Here is a 19,229-nt window from a genome sequence, read left to right as displayed (position 1 = left end):
TCCTTCTTCGTCGGGGACGGGGACGGGGACGGGGACGGGGGCGGTGGCGGTGGCGGGGCCGCGGGGTCAGGCGACGGGGGTGTGCAGACTGGCGGGCGGTTCGGGGTAGCAGCGGGGGTCGTCCCAGAGGAGCTGCAGATCTCTCGCCCAGTGGCCGTCGGGGTCGGTGGCCGCCGCCTCCTCCCGCAGGTGCCAGATCCGGCGCGGGAGTTCGGCCGGGGGGACCCCGGCGACCTGCGGACCGAGGGCGTCGAGGAAGGCGCTGCCCGCGCACGGGCCCGCGTGGTCGGTGCTCGCGCAGCCGCTCTGCGGCCACAGCAGCACCGGGACCGGGAAGTTCACGCCGGCCTCGAAGTGGGCCGGGGCCGCGGTGGGCGGGGCGCCGAAACCCGCCAGGCCGGCCTCCGCGTCCCGCAGCCGTTTGCGCAGGCTGAGGGGGCGCTCGGCGCTGCCGCAGTCGACCCGGTGCAGTACCGCCTTCCCCGGACTCCGCTCCAGGGCCCGCCAGCGGCCGGCCAGCTGGTGGCGCAGCCGCGCACTGCGGTGCCGGGAGCGGTCGGTCACCACCAGCGGGTGCGCGCAGCCGAGCGGGGTGGAGTCCTCGGGGCCGCACTCCCACTGCGCGACCGGCTCGTTCAGCCACTCGCGGGGCAGGACGAAGGTGAGCAGCGCCTCGGCGTCCTGGGCGAGATGGCCGAAGGCGTCGTCGACGCGCTGCTGGACGTAGGCCCGCACGTCACCGCGCGGCAGCCGCGCCACGCCCACCGGCCGGCGCTGCCCCTCCCGGTACGCCGACACCCGTACCGTGACCTGGTCCTGGCCCTCGCCGCTGCGCTCCAGTTCGACGACGATGGGCGCCCAGACGGCCGGCCGCGCGGCTGCCGGCGGCCGTGGTTCGAGGAGCGCCCGCAGCCGGTCGGTGAACCTCGGCACCGCCTCCGGGTCGTCCACCTGCCACTGCACGTACGCGGCCGCCTCCCGCAGCGAGGGGAACCCGCCCGGGGGCGGATCCGGCGCGAAGGGGCCCGCCGCGTCCCGGTAGAGCTGGTCGGGACGGCAGTCCACGCCGGCCTCCTCGGCCCGCCGCACCAGCGTGTGCAGCAGCCCGGTCGCGGCCGGGGTGTCGGCCTCGGCGGCCGGGACAAGGGCACCCAGGTCGTACCAGTAGCGGGCCATGACCGCCGTCGGCAGCATCCGCCCGATCCGGACGCCCGCCTCGTCGGAGGCCTGCACGACCATCCCGACCACCCGGTCGTCCGGCAGTGCCAGGGCCGCCCCGCTGAACCCGCCCGCCAGCGGCTGCCCGTGTGCCGAGGCGGCCTCCAGCTGCAGCCACTCGTCGGCGATCAGCGTCCGGGAGACGGCACGGTAGCGGGCCTGCACGCCCTCGCCGTAGCCCTCGGGGAAGCCGTACGCGACCAGGTTCGCCCCGCCCTGCTCCGCGCCCGGCGGCGCGAACCGGGCCGGTCGTAACGGCACCTCGCGGTCCAGTTCGAGGACGGCGAGGTCGCCCGGGTCGGTCCAGCCGCCCGCCCAGCCGCCGTGCACCGCCACGGTCGCCGTCAGCCCGCCCAGGTCCCGGCGGTTCGGGAAGCTCACGGTCAGCGGCGCCCAGTCCCGGTCCTGGACGACGTGCGCGCAGGTCAGCACCGTGCGCGGGGCGACGAGGAAGCCCGCTCCGGACACCGCGCCCCCGCACTCGATCCGGGCGTGCCAGGCAGCGCCGCTCATGTCGCGTCGGCAGCCCCGGCGGCCCAGCTCAGCCGTACCACCAGCTGGCCCTCGGCCGCGCCCTTGGCGATCACGGCGCCCGCCTCGGCCGTCAGCTTCACGCCGAACTCCAGCTGCACCGTGTCGGGTTGCAGGGTGCCGTCCCGGAAGACCCGCAGCGCGGACTGGGCCGCCGCCCTTACCCCGTCCAGGGCGCCCTCGAACGAACGGGTGGCCTGCGCGGCCGGTCCCGAACCGCCGTCGCGGGACACCGGACGGCTGCCGGGCGCCGCGTCGGCCGACTCCACGACGACGACGGCGCCGTCCTCGGTCCTGAACTCCATCATCCTCGCCATGGCGCCCCCGGCTCTCCCGTGTCTTCGACCCCGTAACCGGTCCATTGTCACCGAAGGTGAGGGTCCGTGTCTGCCCGCCGCCACGGAAACCGCCCGGACGTGCCGGTTCCGCTCCGGCGCCCAACACCTGTGCCACGCGACCACCGTGACACCCTTTCGGAGCGACCGGCGAGGCCGGGCGGGCGGGCCGGGCCGGGGCAGGTGGCCGTACGGTCGAGCGGACGGGGGCGGGAGGTCAGCCCGGTGGCAGGGGTGCGGCGGAGCCGGTCGTGGAGTTGCCCACGATGCCCCGGACCACCCCCAGCTCCACCAGGTCCTGGGGCCGGATCCGCAGCTGGCCGGCGGTGGTCTCGACCTCCTCCGGGGGGCGTTTGAGGATCGCCGCCGCCAGTTCCGGTGCGATGACGGAGAAGTAGCTGTCCGGGGTGGCCCAGGTGTTGCCGGGCGCGGCCAGGGCCAGCGCGCCGCCCGAGCCGCCCTCCCCGACGACGAGGGTCGTGATCGGCGTCCGGGCCGCCGCGACCTCGCCGAAGAGCTCCGCGATGGCGGCGCCCGCGCCCTGTCGTTCCGCCTCGGCGTCGTTCGCGGCGCCCGGGGTGTCGACGAGCGTCAGCACCGGGATCCCCAGCCGGTCCGCGAGCCGTATCAGCCGGGCGGCGGTGCGGTACCCGGCGGGCCCGGTCGCCGTCCCGGTCTGCGCGGCGAAGGCGACCGTACGGCCGTCCGCCCGCTCGCCGAACCCGCACAGCATGCCGCCCGGGTCCGCCCCGCCGCACCGGTCGCCGACCAGGGCGACGCGGCGGGTGAAGTAGGCGTCCAGGTAGGCCTCGGCGCGCGGGCGGTGCGGGGCGCGGGCGCGCCGGACGGCCTCCCAGCCGGTGGCGGGCAGCGTGCTGCCGCCGAGGGCGAGCGGCGGGTCGGCGGGTATCGGGGCGGGCGCGGTCAGCAGCCGCAGCCACAGCCCGAGCGATGCCCTCAGCTCCGCCGGCGGCACCACGGCGTCGGCCGCCCCGGCCGCGAGCTGTGCCTCGGCCGTGTACGCGGCCGGGTCGGCGTCCGGCGGCCGGACCCGGGAGCCGGCGAAGCCGACCTGGGCGCCGGGCAGCGCCAGGATCACGTCGGCGCCGGCGCCCAGGGTGGCCCAGCCGCCGCCGGTCGTCGGGTCGCGCAGGACCGCGATCTGCGCCAGCCCGGCCTCCCGGGTGAGCGCCGACTGGCGGGCCACGCGCTGGAGCTGGGACAGGGCGAGCATGCCCTCCTGCATCCGGCTGCCGCCGGTGGCGACCAGCGGTACGACCGGGAGCCGGTGGGCGCGGGCATGGACGTAGGCCGCCTCCAGCCGGTCGCCGGTCCGCTCGCCGAGCGAGCCGCCGAGGAAGCCGAACTCGAACGCGATCAGCACCGCCGCCGTGCCCTCGACCCGGGCGGTGCCGACGACGACGGACTCCTCCTCGCCGGTGCGCTCGGCGGCTCGGGCCCGCGAGGCGTCGTACCCCTGCCAGCCGAGCGGGCCGTCGGCCGGCGACTGCCGGGCCGGGTGCGGGAGTTCGGCGAAGCTGCCGGGGTCGGTGACGAGGGCGAGGATCCGGCGGGCGGAGAGCCGCGCGGGCGCCGGCCCGGGGACCGGCTCAGACACCGAGGGCCCGCTTCATGATCTTCCCCATGTCGTTGCGGGGGAGGGCGTCGAGGTAGTGGACGACGCGGGGCCGCTTGTGCGGGGCGAGCCGGCCGGCGACATGGTCCGCGAGCTCCTCGGCGGCGGGCGGCGACTGCGGCTCCGCCGGGACGATCCAGGCGACGATCCGCTCGCCGAGGTCCGCGTCCGGCTCCCCGGTGACCGCGGCCTCCCGTACCCCCGGATGCTCCAGCAGCGCGTTCTCGATCTCCCCGGCGCCGATCTTGTAGCCCCCGCTCTTGATGAGGTCGGTGGCCTTGCGCCCGACGATCCGCACATAGCCGTCCGGCTCCCGCACCGCCATGTCCCCGGTGCGGAACCAGCCGTCGGCGGTGAAGGCGGCGGCGGTCGCGTCGGGCCGGTTGAGGTACTCGGTGAACAGGTTCGGGCCGCGCACCTGGATCTCCCCGACGGTCTCCCCGTCGTACGCCGCGATCGCGGTCCCGTCATCCTCCACCAGCCGCAGCTCCACGCCCGGCAGCGGCACCCCCACGGTCCCCGCGCGGGCCTCGCCGTCGGCCCTGACGCTGGTGTTCATCAGGGTCTCCGTCATGCCGTACCGCTCGACGACCCGCCGTCCGGTGGCCGCCGCGATCCGCTCGTGGTCGTGGACGGGCAGCGCGGCCGAGCCGGAGACCAGCAGCCGGGCCCGGCCGAGCGCCTGCGCCAGGCCGGGGTCGGCGGGCAGTGCCTCGGCGATGCGGTGGTACATGGTCGGCACGCCGAAGAACATGGTCGCGCCGTCGTTCAGTTCGCGGGCCACCCCGTCGGTGTCGAACCGCCCGAGGTGCCGGACCGAGCCGCCGCGCCGCAACGGGCCCAGGATCCCCAGCACGAGCCCGTGCACATGGAACAGCGGCAGCCCGTGCACCAGCACGTCGTCCCCGGTCCACTGCCAGGCGTCGGCGAGCGCGTCCAGCGTGGCGGCGAGCGCCCGGCGCGGGATGACGGCGCCCTTGGGGGGCCCGGTGGTGCCGGAGGTGTAGACGACCAGGGCCGGGTCGGACTCGCCGCTACGGTCCTCGGGCACCGGCCCCACGGCCGCCGCGTCGACGTCGATCCGCGGCAACTCACCCAGGATCGGGGGCAGGTCGGCGCCGGGCGCGGCCAGCACGGCGGCCGGCGCGCTGTCGGCGAGGATGTGCGCGAGTTCCTTCTCGCCCGACTTGGGGTTCAGCGGTACGGCCGCCCGCCCGGCGAGGAGGGTGCCGACGACGGCCACCGCCGTCTCCAGCTCCGGCGTCGCCCACACCGCGACTCGGTCGGCCTTCCCGACCCGGCCGGCGACGGCGCCGGCCGCGGCGGCGAGCTGCCCGTACGTCGACGACCGCGCCCCGAACCGCAGGGCGGCCTTCCCGCCCGGACCGTCCACCAGGGCCGGAAACAGAAACGACACGCGACGACTCCTCACCGTTGGGAACCTCGACAGCCTCTTCCTACACCAGCCGACACCGCCCGGGCGCCCCCGGCACCACGACGTTGATCACACTGCCGGGCTCCCGCCCCGCCACCGCCCGCGGCGCAGCGCGCTCCGGCCGACGCGGCCGCGCCCGACCGACCCTCCGCCCCACGTCCGCCCCGCGGCCGGCGCGCTTGCCCGGCGGTCGGCCGTCCGCCCCACGTCCGACGTGTGTGCCCGGCGGTCGATCTCCTGCCCGGGTCGCCTGCGCCCCGCGGCCGGCGCGCTTGCGCGGCGGTCGGCCGTCCGCCCCATGTCCGAGGTGTGTGCCCGGCGGTCGATCTCCTGCCCGGGTCGCCTGCGCCCCGCGGCCGGCGCGCTTGCCCGGCGGTCGGCCGTCCGCCCCATGTCCGAGGTGTGTGCCCGGCGGTCGACCTCCTGCCCGGGTCGCCTGCGCCCCACGTCCGGCACGCTTGCGCGGCGGTCGGCCGGCCGCCCCGGTCGCCTCCGCACCGCGGCCTGTCGTCGGTCGGGCCGGGCGGGTGTCCGGGGCGGAGGCCTGTCGGACCGGTCGGGGCTCGTTCTGTCCCGGCCCTCTGTCCGGCTGTCCGGGCCCTCTATCCGGCCGGGACGGGTGGGTGGGTGGCAGGCACGACGTCGGCCGCGGCCGCGCTCACGTTGTCGGTGCCGCCTGCCGCGTTGGCCGCGGCGATCAGGGCGCGCACCGCGTCCTCCGGGGCGCCCTCGGCCAGCAACTCCCGGATCCGTGCGTCGGGGAGCTCCCTGGTCAGCCCGTCCGAGCAGACCAGGTACCGGTCGCCGGGCCGGGCCTCGTGCAGCTTCAGGTCCGGGGTGTCGGCGGCGTCCCCGGGCAGCGCCTTCGCCAGCAGCATCCGCTGCGGATGGCTCTCGGCCTCCTCCGGCGTCAGCCGGCCCTCGTCGATCAGCGCCTGCACCACGCTGTGGTCGTGTGTGATCCGGAACAGCTCCCCGTCCCGCAGCAGATACGCCCGCGAGTCCCCGATGTGCACCAGGGCCAGCCGGGCCCCGGTCCACAGCAGCGCGGTGAGGGTCGTACCGACCTCCCCGCTTCCCTCCGCCACCTCCTGTACCGCCTCGGCCGCCGAACGCACCGTGTCCTCCAGGAGGTTCAGCACGTTCCCGGCCGGCAGCTCCGCCTCCTCCAGCGGCCTGAGCGCCGCCACGGCCGCGGCACTGGCCGACGCCCCGGCCGGCCCCCACCCGTCGGCGACGGCCAGCAGCCGGCGCCCCGCGTACGCGGTGTCCTGGTTGGACGGCCGGACCCGCCCCCGGTCCGAGTGGGCGGCATAACGCAGTTCCAGCATGTTCGTCGGGTCCCTTCTCGACTCGCCTGACAGATGGTCGACGAGGAACGCGGCCAGGTCCCGCCGCGCGGCGGTCTCCGCCTCGACGCGGGCCCAGTACGCCCGCACCTCCCGGGCGGCCGGTTCGGGCGGCAGCGCGCACACCTCGCGGATGCGCGCCAGCGGCATGCCCAGCCGCCGCAGCCAGGCCACCAGCCGGGCGCGTTCCAGCTGCGCGCCGGCGTAGTACCGGTAGCCGGTCTCCGGGTCGACCCGGGCGGGCTTGAGCAGGTCCAGCTCGTCGTACAGCCGCAACGCCTTCGGCGACAGCCGGCTGACCTTCGCGAAGGCCCCGATGGTCAGCCACTCCATGCCGTCTCCATACCGTCTCCATGCCGTCCTGCCGCCGTCTTGCCGCCGGTCCGAGCTCACGTTCCTCGTCGTCCGTCATCGATGCTGGGGCTTGACCGAAGGTGAAGGTCAACACCGTTGCCGGGTTAGCCTGCCGGAGGACGCAGCGCCGCCGCCGACAGCCAAGGGAGTCCCCGCCGTGCCCCGCATAGCCCTCGCCACCTACGACCCCGGCACGGAACCGAGCAAGGACCAGGATCTGCCGGTGCTGGTGGCGGCGCTGACCGCCGCGGGGGCCGAGGCCGTCGCCCGGCCGTGGGACGACCCCGAGGTGGCGTGGGGCGGCTTCGATCTGGTCGTCATCCGTTCGACCTGGGACTACGCCTGGCGGACGGACGAGTTCGTGGCGTGGGTGGAGCGGGTGGGGAAGGCGACGCGGATCGCGAACCCGGCGCAGGTCGTGCGGTGGAACACCGACAAGCGGTATCTCGGTGACCTCGCGGCGGCCGGGGTGCCCGTCGTGCCGACCCGGTACCTGGCCCCCGGCGACCCGGCCGCCGGACTGCCCGCCGACCGCGACTTCGTCGTCAAGCCCACCTTCGGCGCCGGCGCCCGGTTCGCCGCCCGCTACACCCCGGACGAGCACGAGACGGCCGTACGGCACCTGGCCCGGATGCACGAGGAGGGGCTGACCGCGATGGTCCAGCCGTACGTCTCCGGCATCGACGTCAGCGGCGAGCGGGCGCTGCAGTTCTTCGGCGGGCGGCTGCTGCACGCCAGCCGCAAGCGGGCCGTGCTCACGCCGGGCACGGCGTACGACGCGGACAAGGTCGCCCACCCGGACCTGGCGGTCTGGAGCCCGACCCCGGCCGAACTCGCGGTGGCGGAGCGCGCGTTGGCCGCCGTACCGGACGCCCCGGAGCTGCTGTACGCCCGGGTGGACCTGGTCGACGGCGCGGACGGGCGGCCGCAGGTGATGGAGCTGGAGCTGGTCGAGCCGAACCTGTTCCTGTTCCTGCACCCGGGGTCGGTGGCCGGGGTGGCGGAGGCGATCCTCACCGCTGCTCGTCGATGACCGCGGTGCGCTGCAGCAGGCCCCAGGTGAACTCGGCGACCACCTGACTGCCGTCGGGCACCCGGAAGGTGAGGCCCCAGCGGGCCGGGGCGGTGCCCTCCAGGGGGCGGGCGGGGGCGAAGGCGCGGGCGGCCTCGTCGACCGTGCAGGACCAGGGGGTGAGGTCGTCGTAGGACTCCAGTCTCGGGGCGGGGGCGTCGGGGGCGCGGACCAGCCAGGCGTTCCAGACGGCGCCGCCGGGGCCGACCATGACCTCGAAGCGCAGGGTGGGCCACAGGGGGAGCGGCCACTGCCAGGCCGCGCACTCCAGGTCGCCGACGGTGCGCCTGGTCTCCCGTTCCGGTGGGCCGAGGACGGAGCGGTAGCGGGACGCGGCCGAGCGGGACCGGGGCGAGCGGGCCATCGCCTGCCAGTGCTTGTTGGCCTCCCGCATGTCCGCGATCGACGCGCCCAGCGTGCGCCGGGCGTCCTCCACCAGGTCCGGGTTGTGGTCGGCCATGCGGCGCAGCAGCACCAGCTGGAAGTCCAGTTGCATGACACCCATGGTGCACGCGCGGCTACCCGGCTTCTTCCAGGCCATTGCCCGTGGAATCCCCGATGGCTAGCCTGTGTTCGTCATGCCGATCGCCTGTTGATATCTCGAACGGCTCCGCAGCTGAGACGCGCGCCGCACCGATATCCGGCGCCTAGACCCAAGGGAGGGGGCCGGACGTGGGACGCCTCGTGCCTGCCGTGACCCGGGCTCTCGACATTCTTGAGCTCTTCCTGGACGGGGACGGGACCCTTTCCGCCCCCGACATAGTCCGCAAACTCCAGCTGCCGCGGACCACCGTGCACGAGCTGGTGACCACGCTCTCCGCCCGGTCGTACATCGTGCCCGTACCCGGGCAGCCCGGACGTTACCGGCTCGGCGTCCGTCCGTACCAGCTCGGCAGCCGCTACGCCGAGCAGCTCGACCTCGCCGCCGAGGGCCAGCAGGTCGCCCGGTCGGTCGCCGAGACCTGCGACGAGACCGTCCACGTGGCGATCCTCGAAGGCACCGACGTCATCTACATCGCCAAGGTCGACTCCACGCACGCGGTCCGCATGGTCTCCGCCGCCGGCCGTCGGCTGCCCGCCCACTGCACCTCGGTCGGCAAGATGCTGCTGGCCTCGCTGCCGGAGCCGGAGCTGACCGCGCGCATCCCGGACGACGCCGACCTCGTCGCGATGACCCCGAACAGCATCACCGAGCCGGGTGCCCTGCGGGAGGCCCTCACCGGGATCCGCGCCCGCGGGATCGCCGTGGAGAGCCGGGAGTCCAACCCGGACGTCTCCTGCGTCGCCGCGCCGGTCCGCGACCGCACCGGGCAGGTCGTCGCGGCCCTGTCCATCTCCGTCCCGATGATCCGCTGGAGCGACGAGCGCCGGGCCGAGCTGGAGCAGCTCGCGGCCAAGGGCGCCGCCGAACTCTCCGAGCGCCTCGGCCACCGGAGCGTGGCATGACGACGGTGACGACGACGGCGTACGAGGTCGCGGTCGCCGTGGCGGCGACCCTCGGCGAGGGCCCCACCTGGGATCCGGCGACCGGCCGCCTGATATGGATCGACGTCCTCGGTTCCCGCATCCACACGTACGACCCCGAGACCGGGCGCCGCACGATCCGTACGACGGACCAGCACGTGGGCGCGGTCAAGCCGCGCGCGGGTGGCGGCCTGGTCCTCAACCTCCGGGACGGCGTCGGCCTCCTCGACCCCGACGGCACGTTCCGCTGGCTGCACCGCGAGCAGGTCCCGGGCCGCCGTGCCAACGACGCGGCCGTCGCCCCCGACGGCTCCCTGTGGGCCGGCACGATGCGCTACGACGAGGCGACCGGGGGCGGCACCCTCTCCCGGGTGGCTCCCGACGGCACGGTGACGACGCTGCTGCCGGACGTCACCGTCAGCAACGGCATCGGCTGGAGCCCGGACGGCCGGCGCGTCTACTACGTCGACACGCCGACCCGCCGCGTGGACGTCTTCGACTGCGTCGACGGACTCCCCGTCGGCCGCCGCCCGCTGGTGACGATCGAGGAGGACGCCGGTTTCCCGGACGGCCTGACGGTCGACGCGGACGGCTGTGTGTGGGTGGCGTTGTGGGGTGGGGGAGCGGTGCGGCGTTACACGCCGACGGGTGAGCTGGACCGGATCGTCGCCCTGCCCGCCACGCTGACGACCGCGTGCGCGTTCGGCGGCGCGGACCTCACCGACCTGTACGTCACGACGGCGAGAGTGGGGCTCGACCGCCCGCACCCGACGGCGGGCTCCCTCCTGGTGGTCCCGGGCGCGGGCAGGGGCCTGGCCCAGCCGGCCTTCCAAGGCTGAACGCCCCGCAAGGGGCGCGGGGAACCGCGCGACCAGCCCCCACCGGCCCGCAGGCGAGAAACGACCCTGCCGCGCCGGGCAGCAGGCCGTCCGCGGCACCGTCGTGGCTGGTCGCGCAGTTCCTCGCGCCCCTCAAGGGGCGCTGCCGAAGGGCCCCCGTCGGGCTGAGGGTGCTGGTCGCGCCCACGTGGCGGCAGCCGCAGATGCCGCACGGTCCCGCGCCCCTGACGGGGCGGGGCGCTACTGCAGGCCCGCTCTCTTCAGCTCCTCCGCGGTGAGCGGCGGTCCGGTCAGGGCCGGCTTCAACGGCCCTGCCAGCGCAGCCAGCAGCACGGACGGGGCCAGCAGCACCTCCGCTCGGCGCTCCAGGGAGGTCACGTCCGTGACGCGGCGGGCGATGCGGCCGTTGCCGGTGGCCGTGTACATGAGGCGGGACACGTAGGCGGACACGATCCGGTCCCGGGCCGTCGGCCCGTTCTCCGTGGCGCCCGGATAGAACACGTCCTGCCCGATGGCGAGATCCCAGGCCGCCCCGACCGGCCGGGCGACGGCCTTCTGGACGCGCCGGGACAGACCGGGGGTGCCGAGGCCGTACCGCCGGGTCAGGTCCCGCAGGAGCAGCGCGCTCTGCGCACCCACGGCCAGGCCGTGCCCGTAGACGGGGTTGTACGCGGCCAGGGCGTCGCCGAGGACCGTGAAGTTGTCGGGCCAGGCGGGCATCCGCTCGTAGAAGTACCGGCGGTTGACGGTGGCGCGGGTGACGGCGACGTCGGACAGCGGTTCGGCCTGCGCGAGCAGGTCCCCGATGAGCGGGTGGCGCAGCCGGTCGCGGGCGAACGGGACGAAGTCCTCGGCGGCGGAGGTCGGTTCGCCCCCGCGGGTGCCGTTGAGGGTGACGATCCAGCGGCCGTTCTCGATGGGCAGCAGGAAGCCGGCCCGGCCGGGGCCGCCGTCCCGCGGGTCCGGCTGTACGTTGACCACCGGGAAATCGGCGCGGGCCTGCTCGGGTGCGAGGTAGAGCCGGCTGGCGTAGGCGAGACCGGTGTCGACCTCGCGGCGCGCCGGGGCCGGCAGCCCGAGGGCCGCGAGCCAGCGGGGGGCGCCGGATCCCCGGCCGGTGGCGTCGACGACCAGGTCCGCCTCGACGGTCCGCTCCCGGCCGGCGCGGTCCCGCGTCCGGACGCCGGTGACCGCCGCCGCGCCGCCGGTGAGCCCGAGCACCTCCGTGCCCCCGGCCGCCTCGACGGTCCCGTCCGCGAGGACCCGCGCGCGGACGGTCGCGTCCAGCAGGTCCCGGCCGGCCAGCAGCACGTGGTGGGACTCGGGCCAGCGGCGGAACCAGCCCTGGGCCGAGAGGGCGACCATGTCCGTGGTGACCGGGGCCCGGCGCGCCCCGGCGTCCAGGAGGGCCGCGGTGATGCCCGGCAGGAGTTCCTCCATCGCCCGTACGCCGCCCGACCAGAGCATGTGGGCGTGCCGGGCCTGCGGAAGTCCCTTGCGCGGAGCGGGTGTCACGGGCAGCTCGTCGCGTTCCACGACGAGGACCCGGTCGGCGAGGCCGGCCAGGGCCCGGGCCGCGAGCATGCCGGTGTGTGATCCCCCCAGGACCACGGCGGTTCTGGCGGGGGAGGGACGTTCACTCATGCGCGGACATGCTCTCTGCCGGGACGGTCGCGCGGGTGCGTACCGCCGTGATCTCGTCGGGGTGGCGCAGGACCTCGGAGAGGGCCTGGATCTCCTGGAGCAGGTACGAGGTGTCGGTCTCGGCCGTGCCGCCGCCGTCGCCGTCCGGGGCGTGCCGTCCGCTCTCCACGGCCTCCAGGACCGTCACGGCGGCGGCGAGCGCCTGGGCCCGGCCGGGCTCGTGACCCAGGGCGAGAGCGGCGTCGTGGGCCCGGCAGCGCAGCTTCTCGTCGAGGAACCGGGAGAGCTGCAGGAGCGCGTCCCGGATGTAGGTCTCGCGGCGGATCAGGCGCATCTCGGCGGTGGCGCGCAGGGCGAGCGGTTCGCGGCCGCCCGTGACCGTCCGCATCAGCCGGACGAGCGGCTTCAGGGCGCGGTGCCGGCGGCGCAGCAGCCAGCGGTCGTGGAAGTACTGGCCGGCGTGCGGGACGATGAAGCCGATCGCGACGAACGTGGCGGCGATGCAGGCGGCCGACGGCGCGATGTTGGTGTTCAGCCAGTCCAGGTCGTGACCGGTCCAGCGGGCCACCACGGCCGTGAACTTGGCCGCGCTGAAGACCAGGTTCGTCGCGTAGCCGATGCCCAGGAACCTGAGCCCCCAGCGCAGCCAGGCGTCGAGGCCGTCGGTGCGGATCCAGTTCCACACCAGCCGGGTGGTGATCGCGCAGGCCACGGTGTGCGCGAGCAGGTAGAGCAGGATCTCCTCGCGCATGAACGGCGTACTGGCGTAGTAGGTGTCCAGGTTCCGGACCTGTTCCACGGGCACGTCGGCGAGCGCGAACAGCACCCAGAGGGCGACGACCACGGCCGCGTAGACGCTGACCACCCAGCGGGTGGCGCGCCGGGTCTGCGCCCGGCGGTCGGTGTGGCCGTTGCGCCAGTGCACGACCAGCAGCAGCCAGGACGCGGACAGCGCGGTGATCAGGGAGTACACCAGGGGCGCCGAGATGTTCGGCACGCCGGTGACCCGGTTGGTCCAGGCGATGGTGGCGGGAGCGGCGAAGGCGAACACCGCGCAGGCGAACAGCAGCAGGCCGCCGACGGCGCGCAGCAGCGGGTCCCGCCAGAGTTTGAGGATGCTGGGCAGCTTGATCACCAGGGCCGCGGTGAGCACGAGGCCCGGGAGCCAGAAGGAGACGTACAGACCGGTGAGGAACGCGGTCGGGCCCTCGGCCAGTGGGGGGTAGGTCACCGGGGTCCGCCTTCCCGTCCGGGGTAGCCGAGGGACCGCTGCACCGGGTCGGGCGGGGCCTCGGTGCCCCGGCCGGGCAGGAAGGGCCGGAGGGCGGCGGCGAGCCGGTGCCCGAAGTCGTCGGCCTCGGCCTCGTCGGCCTCCCGGGAGCCGTTGCGGGCGGCCACGGTGAGGGCGAGGGAGTCCCAGCCGGGCCGTCCGGCGAGGGCGTTCGCGGCGGCCGCGTGGTGATGCGCGTGACGCGCGTGCATGTGCCACAGCTCATGGCCCAGGATGACCAGTTGCTGTACGGCCTCGGCCCGCTCCTCGACGATCACCAGGTCGAAGTCCTGGAACTCCACCCACAGTCCGGTGACCTCGATCTCGTCGGGGAACCGTTCGAAGCGCAGCTCGACCGGCCGGCCTCCGCGTCCGAGGCTCGTCTCGTCGCACAGCGTCCGGCACAGCTCCCGTACGCCGTCCGGCCTGCGGGGCCGGGCACGGACGGCGGCGGTGAGGTCGGCGGCGAGCCGGCGCATCCGCGCGTTCGCCCGGGACCGCCGCAGCCGGCCGGCCGGCCGGGAGCGCCGCAGCCCCGCGGCGATCCGGGCCCACCGGTGCCGCGCGCCGGCCAAGTCCATCGCTCCCCCTTCGCACCGCCCGACGGCGGTCACCGCGCCGTGTCGGCCGGTCCGAGACTACGCGGCCGGGTGTGTCCGCGTCATGCCGTCCAGGGCCGCGGATCGAACGGGGGCCCACACGGCGACGACCGTCCGATGCGCGAAAGCCCCTACTGCACGGAAGTCGGCTGACCTACCCTTGGGCAAGCGCTTTCTGAAGGGATCCCATGAGCACGCGCACCGCCCGTTTCACCCTCGACCCCGCCTTCACCGTCGGCGACGTCAGCCCCCGTGTCTTCGGCTCCTTCGTCGAGCATCTGGGCCGCTGCGTCTACACCGGTATCTTCGAGCCCACCCACCCCACCGCCGACGCCGACGGCCTCCGCACGGACGTCCTCGACCTGATCCGGGAACTCGGCGTCACCACGCTGCGCTACCCCGGCGGCAACTTCGTCTCCGGCTACCGGTGGGAGGACTCCGTCGGCCCGGTCGAGGACCGTCCCCGGCGCCTGGACCTCGCCTGGCGGTCGACGGAGACCAACCGGTTCGGCCTCTCCGAGTACATCGCCTTCCTGAAGAAGGTCGGCCCGCAGGCCGAGCCGATGATGGCGATCAACCTCGGCACCCGGGGCGTGGCGGAGGCCCTGGAGCTCCAGGAGTACGCCAACCAGCCCTCCGGGACCGCCCTGTCGGACCTCCGCGCCGCCCACGGCGACAAGGACCCGTTCGGCATCAGGCTCTGGTGCCTGGGCAACGAGATGGACGGTCCCTGGCAGACCGGGCACAAGACCGCCGCGGAGTACGGCCGTGTCGCCGCCGAGACCGCCCGCGCCATGCGCCAGATGGACCCGGCCGTGGAGCTGGTCGCCTGCGGTTCCTCCAGCCAGTCCATGCCGACCTTCGCCGAGTGGGAGGCGACGGTCCTCGCGGAGACCTACGACCTGGTCGACCACATCTCCCTGCACGCCTACTACGAGCCCCAGGACGGCGATCTCGACTCCTTCCTGGCCTCCGCCGTCGACATGGAGTCCTTCATCGAGAACGTGGTCGCCACCTGCGACCACGTGGGCGCCAGGCTGAAGTCCCAGAAGAGGATCAACCTCTCCTTCGACGAGTGGAACGTCTGGTACACCTCCAGGTGGCACGAGATCGAGAACTCCGACGTGCGGGACTGGCCCGAGGCCCCCCGCCTCCTGGAGGACAACTACAGCGTCCTGGACGCCGTGGTCTTCGGTTCGCTCCTCATCGCCCTGCTCCGGCACGCCGACCGCGTCAAGGTCGCCTGCCTGGCCCAGCTCGTCAACGTCATCGCCCCGATCCTGACGGAGCCCGGCGGCCCGGCCTGGCGCCAGACGACGTTCTTCCCCTTCGCCCAGGCGTCGCGGTACGGCAGGGGCCGGGTCCTGGACGTCCGCGTGGACTCACCGACCTACGCCACGAAGAAGTACGGCGAGACGAACCTGCTGCACGCGACGGCGGTCAGGGCCGAGGACGGCACGGTCACCGTCTTCGCCGTGAACCGCGGCCGCACGGAGCCGCTGCCGCTGGAGGTGGCCCTGGGCGGCCTCGGGCTGACGTCCGTGGCGGAGCACAGCGTCCTGGCCGACGAGGACCCGGACGCCCGCAACACCCTGCAGGAACCGGAGCGGGTGGCACCGCATCCGGCCACGGGCACGACCCTGGACGACGGCACCCTCACGGCCGTCCTCGAGCCCCTGTCATGGAATGTGATCCGGCTGGTCTGAGGGCGAACGCGCCGCCTCGGGGGCGCGGGGAACCGCGCGAGCAGCCCCCACGACCCGCGGTCAACGGCCGGGGGAGTCCACCCCCACGACCTCGACCCCTCCGGCCGCACTCCCCAGCAACTCCAGCCGCACGACCCCCGGCCCGAACTCGCTCGTACCGTCCGCGAGCACGGCCAGCGCCAGCGTGTTGGCACCCCGGGTCCGCAGGATCCCGTTCGGCAGCACGAACGTGTGCTGCGGCCCCACGTCGTTGACGTACTGCCCGACGTTCCAGCCGTTGAGGAAGATCTGCACCCGGTAGGCCCGCGCCGGATCGTCCTCCAGGACCAGCCCCACCGACGCGTCCACCCCGCCCGGCACGGACAGCCGGAACCCGGTGCGGTACCAGGTGACCCCCATCCCCTCGTCGGAGCGGGGAAGCGTGACCGGCTCCCAGCCGCCGTCGGCGAACCCGGGCAGGTGCCAGCCCTCCCGCTCCCCGTACAGCCCGCCGTTGTTCTGCGGTCCCCGCACCGGATCCGGTGCGGCCGCCCCCTGGATCCGCCAACCCACCTTCGGCGCGACCCCCTTGAAGGAGACCGCGGTCAGTCCGCGCGCCACCTTGTGGGTGTCCAGCGAGCCGCCGTCCATGTCGTGCTGCATCCGCCGCACCAGCACGGACAGCACGTGCTCCGGCTTCCTGCGCTGCTTCTTGCGCAGCTTCTTGCGCAGCCCGTCGGCGGAGAACTCGGCGGTGGCCGTCCAGCTCCCCTTGCGTACCGTCTTCGCGTCCGGCACCGGCATCCGGTGCGAGCCCAGCGGCACCCCGTCCAGCCAGGCCATCAGCATGCCCTGGGTGCCGGTGCTGTAGGCGAGGGAGACCGACTCCAGGTCCTCGATGCTTCCCGCCACCCGCGCCCGGTACCAGACGTCCCCGTAGTGGAAGCCGTAGTCGTCGGCGAAGAGCACCGGCTGACCCGCCGGGACGGGCGTCGTGCTGAACGACGTCTTCCTGTCGGCGGCCTGCCAGGCCGAGTCGTCGAAGCCGATCGCGGCCTCGGGGTTCTCGGCCCTGCGGCGCCAGCCGGTCAGGGCCGGCAGGGCGGGCCGCGGCGCCGCCGGCATCTCCGCCAGGGCGACCAGGCTCTCCGAGACGGTCACCCGGGTCGGCACCGGCTGCCCGTTCCAGGTGACCGAGCTGATCCCGCGAGGCCCCCAGACCTCCACGCCGCTCGCCCCGACGATGTCCCCGGTGAGCCGGACGGCGGACCCGTCGAGCTTCGCGTGGCGCAGCAGTGCCGGGCCGTAGACCAGGAGCGTGCCGGAGGGGGTGTCGTACGGGAACAGCCGTACGGAGGTGGCGTCGTCGGCGAAGAGGAGGAGCAGCGGGGTGTCGGACTCGCCGCGCTGGACCAGGACCCGGGTGAGTCCGCCCTGCCCGAGCGGCGCGGTGACGTGCAGGACGCCCTGGTCGTAGACCCAGGCCGCCTCGGCGTCGAGGCGCTGGACGAACGGCTCGGTCGGGCACTCCAGGACGAGGTGCGCCATCTCGCCGTAGCGGCCGGTGAACAGGGCGATGTCCTGGCGGCCCGCGGTGAGCACGAACACCGGCTGGGCGGTGCAGTAACGCAGCTTCCGCTTGCCGAGGGAGAGGCCGGTGGTGACGAGCCGGGCGTCGTGGCCCGCGACGGTCAGCTCGACGTCGTCGCCCGCGGCGGTGCGCAGCGTGGAGGTGACCTCCTCGGCGCCGTCGTTGCGCAGGACGTAGACGTGTGCCTGGGTGTCGGGGTTGGTGAGGTGGTACGTCGTCAGCCCGGCCACGTGGACGTCGGCCGCGCGGTCCAGCTTCGCGAAGTCCGGGACGCGTTGCAGGAGGTGGCCGAGCTGGTGCATCGGCGCGATCTTCGGAGTGACGTTGCGGGCCTCGTCGATGGCGGCGCCGTAGTCGTACGACGTGTAGACGACCGGTGCCGGCAGCCAGCCCCAGGTGGTGCCGCCGTAGGTCATGTAGACGTTGTGGAGGGTGAGGCCGTTGGCGAGGTTGGTGAGGTAGAAGCGGCGTTCGTAGGCCGCGTCGCGGGTGCGGCGGGACTCGGCGTAGCCCTTGCCGCCGAACTCGACCCCGCCCCACGGGTCGAACCAGCCGCCCCCGTACTCCGGCACGAACCCGGGGGTGCGCGGGCTGGCGGTCGCGCCGCCCCTGAGGCCGCCGATCCCGAAGTCGCCCCAGTCCGGCGGGGGCTGGGAGGGCGACGGGTAGCCGTCGAAGCCGTACAGCCACTTGCCGCTCTCGCCGCCGGTGTCGAAGGAGCCGGGGATCCAGTAGCCGTTGCGGCCCTTGTCGTTGTGGAAGAGGGGGACGTCGATGCCGTCGGCCCGCACCTTCTTGTAGAGGTGGGACATGTAGGCGGGGCCGCTCGGGTCGGCGACGTGGCCGTCGTACTCGTTCTCGATCTGGTAGAGCAGGACGGTGCCGCCGCCGTCGGTGTACTGGTGGCGGCGGACGATGCGGTTGACGGCCGTCAGCCACTGGTCGACGTGGCCGAGGTAGGTGGGGTCGGTGCCCCGGGCCGCGCCCTCGGTCGCGGTGAGCCAGCCGGGGAAACCGCCCGCGTCGACCTCGGCGTTGATGTAGGGGCCGGGGCGCAGGATGACGTACAGCCCGGTCTCGGCGGCCGTGCGGAGGAAGAGATCGAGGTCGCGGACGCCGGTGAAGTCGTACGTCCCGGGCGCGGCGGAGTGGTAGTTCCACGCCACGTAGATGCTGACCGTGTTGTAGCCGTGCGCCCGCATCTTCTCCAGGACGTCCCGCCACAGGGACGGGCTCGGGAGGCGGAAGGGGTGCAGCTCGCCGGACCAGACCACCAGCCGCCGGCCGTCCACGACGAGGGAGTGGTGGTCGTAGCCGATGGTGTGCCGCTGTCCGTCGGGCCGCGGCGCGGCCGGTGCCGGGCCGGTCGGCACGCTGCGTGCCGCGTAGGCCGCGGGTGCCCCGGGGCCGCCGCTGCCGCCCAGGGCGAAGCCGAGCGCGGTCGAGCCGGCGAGGGCACTGAAGGTACGTCTGCTGAGCGCCAAGGGATCCTCCCGGGCGATCTTACGGGGCGCGGGTGCGGCCATTGTCCACGGGAGGACACCCCACAATGGACGCATGAGGATCTCGGCACGAGCGGATTACGCGGTACGGGCGGTTCTGGAGCTCGCCGTACGGCAGGGTGGGGGCCCCGTGAAGGCGGAGGAGATCGCCGGGGCCCAGGACATCCCGCACAAGTTCCTCGAGGGAATCCTGGGTGACCTCCGGCGTGCCGGGATCGTCGACAGCCGGCGGGGCGGGGGCGGCGGCTACCGGCTGGCGCGGGAGGCGTCGGCGATCACCGTGGCCGACCTGATCCGCGCGGTGGACGGCCCGATCGTCTCGGTGCGCGGCGAGCGCCCGACGGGACTCGCGTACACCGGCACGGCCCAGCCGCTGCTGCCGCTGTGGATCGCCCTGCGTGCCAACGTCCGCAGGATCCTCGAAGGCGTCACGGTGGCGGACATCGCGGCGGACGCCCTGCCCGAGCCGGTCCGGGCGCTGGCGGCGGAACCGGCGGCCTGGGAGAACCCCTGAGCCTGCGGCGAGGTGTGAAATCCGGCGGTGTGAATGGCCGGAGTTCGACCTGACCGGTTCATGCCATGGTTCCTACGATTCGAGCGCCCCGGTCTTCACAGGAAACTCACAGTTTCTTCAAAAGTGAACTCTCCAAAAGTGAACTACGGACGGCCGCGGGTGCAACCCCCCACTCGATCACCGAACCGGAG

General features: G+C 74.5%; 15 protein-coding genes. 5 read left to right on the top strand and 10 right to left on the bottom strand.

Annotated features, from left to right (window positions below; translation table 11 throughout):
* Nucleotides 1-66 precede the first annotated feature (66 nt).
* From AB0472_RS01285 to AB0472_RS01265, 5 genes are all read right to left on the bottom strand, one after another.
* Nucleotides 67-1,731 carry a trypsin-like peptidase domain-containing protein gene (locus AB0472_RS01285; protein ID WP_366352295.1) on the bottom strand — a complete coding sequence of 555 codons (1,665 nt, stop codon included), beginning with the start codon at nucleotides 1,729-1,731 and terminating at the stop codon, nucleotides 67-69.
* Nucleotides 1,728-2,066, bottom strand: coding sequence for a CU044_2847 family protein (locus tag AB0472_RS01280; protein ID WP_366352294.1), 339 nt, complete (start codon nucleotides 2,064-2,066; stop codon nucleotides 1,728-1,730). Before AB0472_RS01280 ends, AB0472_RS01285 begins: the two co-directional genes overlap by 4 nt.
* 235 nt (nucleotides 2,067-2,301) lie before the next feature.
* Entirely contained in the window at nucleotides 2,302-3,702 is a 1,401-nt protein-coding gene (locus AB0472_RS01275; protein WP_366352292.1) for a carboxyl transferase domain-containing protein, read from the bottom strand.
* Entirely contained in the window at nucleotides 3,695-5,137 is a 1,443-nt protein-coding gene (locus AB0472_RS01270) for an acyl-CoA synthetase (protein WP_366352290.1), read from the bottom strand. Before AB0472_RS01270 ends, AB0472_RS01275 begins: the two co-directional genes overlap by 8 nt.
* A 620-nt stretch (nucleotides 5,138-5,757) precedes the next feature.
* The gene (locus AB0472_RS01265; protein WP_366352289.1) at nucleotides 5,758-6,837 is read right to left on the bottom strand and encodes a MerR family transcriptional regulator; all 1,080 of its coding nucleotides are present in this window, start codon (nucleotides 6,835-6,837) and stop codon (nucleotides 5,758-5,760) included.
* A 178-nt stretch (nucleotides 6,838-7,015) separates the two neighbouring features.
* Here AB0472_RS01265 and AB0472_RS01260 point away from each other — a divergent pair, with 178 nt between their 5' ends.
* Entirely contained in the window at nucleotides 7,016-7,891 is an 876-nt protein-coding gene (locus AB0472_RS01260; RefSeq protein WP_366352287.1) for a hypothetical protein, read from the top strand.
* On the opposite strand, the gene AB0472_RS01255 is transcribed toward AB0472_RS01260, so the two are convergent.
* A complete protein-coding gene (locus tag AB0472_RS01255; RefSeq protein WP_366352285.1) occupies nucleotides 7,872-8,426 on the bottom strand; it encodes a hypothetical protein in 555 nt (184 codons plus the stop codon). The two genes, AB0472_RS01260 and AB0472_RS01255, sit on opposite strands and share 20 nt — an antisense overlap.
* A 176-nt stretch (nucleotides 8,427-8,602) precedes the next feature.
* On the opposite strand from AB0472_RS01255, the gene AB0472_RS01250 reads away from it, so the two are divergent.
* Nucleotides 8,603-9,376 carry an IclR family transcriptional regulator gene (locus AB0472_RS01250; protein ID WP_366352284.1) on the top strand — a complete coding sequence of 258 codons (774 nt, stop codon included), beginning with the start codon at nucleotides 8,603-8,605 and terminating at the stop codon, nucleotides 9,374-9,376.
* The gene (locus tag AB0472_RS01245; protein ID WP_366352282.1) at nucleotides 9,373-10,233 is read left to right on the top strand and encodes an SMP-30/gluconolactonase/LRE family protein; all 861 of its coding nucleotides are present in this window, start codon (nucleotides 9,373-9,375) and stop codon (nucleotides 10,231-10,233) included. The genes AB0472_RS01250 and AB0472_RS01245 overlap by 4 nt, the downstream gene beginning before the upstream one ends.
* Nucleotides 10,234-10,473: 240 nt before the next feature.
* Here AB0472_RS01245 and AB0472_RS01240 read toward each other — a convergent pair whose 3' ends face one another.
* From AB0472_RS01240 to AB0472_RS01230, 3 genes are read right to left on the bottom strand one after another with little or no spacing between them, the layout of a single operon-like run.
* Nucleotides 10,474-11,877 carry an FAD-dependent monooxygenase gene (locus AB0472_RS01240; protein WP_366352280.1) on the bottom strand — a complete coding sequence of 468 codons (1,404 nt, stop codon included), beginning with the start codon at nucleotides 11,875-11,877 and terminating at the stop codon, nucleotides 10,474-10,476.
* The gene (locus tag AB0472_RS01235; RefSeq protein ID WP_366352278.1) at nucleotides 11,870-13,108 is read right to left on the bottom strand and encodes an MAB_1171c family putative transporter; all 1,239 of its coding nucleotides are present in this window, start codon (nucleotides 13,106-13,108) and stop codon (nucleotides 11,870-11,872) included. The genes AB0472_RS01240 and AB0472_RS01235 overlap by 8 nt, the downstream gene beginning before the upstream one ends.
* On the bottom strand, nucleotides 13,105-13,728 hold the full coding sequence (locus tag AB0472_RS01230) for a toxin-antitoxin system, toxin component family protein (RefSeq protein WP_366352276.1): 624 nt from the start codon (nucleotides 13,726-13,728) through the stop codon (nucleotides 13,105-13,107). The genes AB0472_RS01235 and AB0472_RS01230 overlap by 4 nt, the downstream gene beginning before the upstream one ends.
* Before the next feature lie 206 nt (nucleotides 13,729-13,934).
* On the opposite strand from AB0472_RS01230, the gene AB0472_RS01225 reads away from it, so the two are divergent.
* A complete protein-coding gene (locus tag AB0472_RS01225; RefSeq protein ID WP_366352275.1) occupies nucleotides 13,935-15,452 on the top strand; it encodes an alpha-N-arabinofuranosidase in 1,518 nt (505 codons plus the stop codon).
* A gap of 60 nt (nucleotides 15,453-15,512) precedes the next feature.
* Here AB0472_RS01225 and AB0472_RS01220 read toward each other — a convergent pair whose 3' ends face one another.
* Nucleotides 15,513-18,506, bottom strand: coding sequence for a beta-galactosidase (locus AB0472_RS01220; RefSeq protein WP_366352274.1), 2,994 nt, complete (start codon nucleotides 18,504-18,506; stop codon nucleotides 15,513-15,515).
* A gap of 73 nt (nucleotides 18,507-18,579) precedes the next feature.
* Here AB0472_RS01220 and AB0472_RS01215 point away from each other — a divergent pair, with 73 nt between their 5' ends.
* Entirely contained in the window at nucleotides 18,580-19,038 is a 459-nt protein-coding gene (locus AB0472_RS01215; RefSeq protein ID WP_366352273.1) for an Rrf2 family transcriptional regulator, read from the top strand.
* Nucleotides 19,039-19,229 lie beyond the last annotated feature (191 nt).

This window comes from Streptomyces sp. NPDC086777 (genome assembly GCF_040702065.1).
Taxonomy (GTDB): Bacteria; Actinomycetota; Actinomycetes; order Streptomycetales; family Streptomycetaceae; genus Streptomyces.
This window is presented reverse-complemented; position numbering and strand designations above follow the sequence as displayed.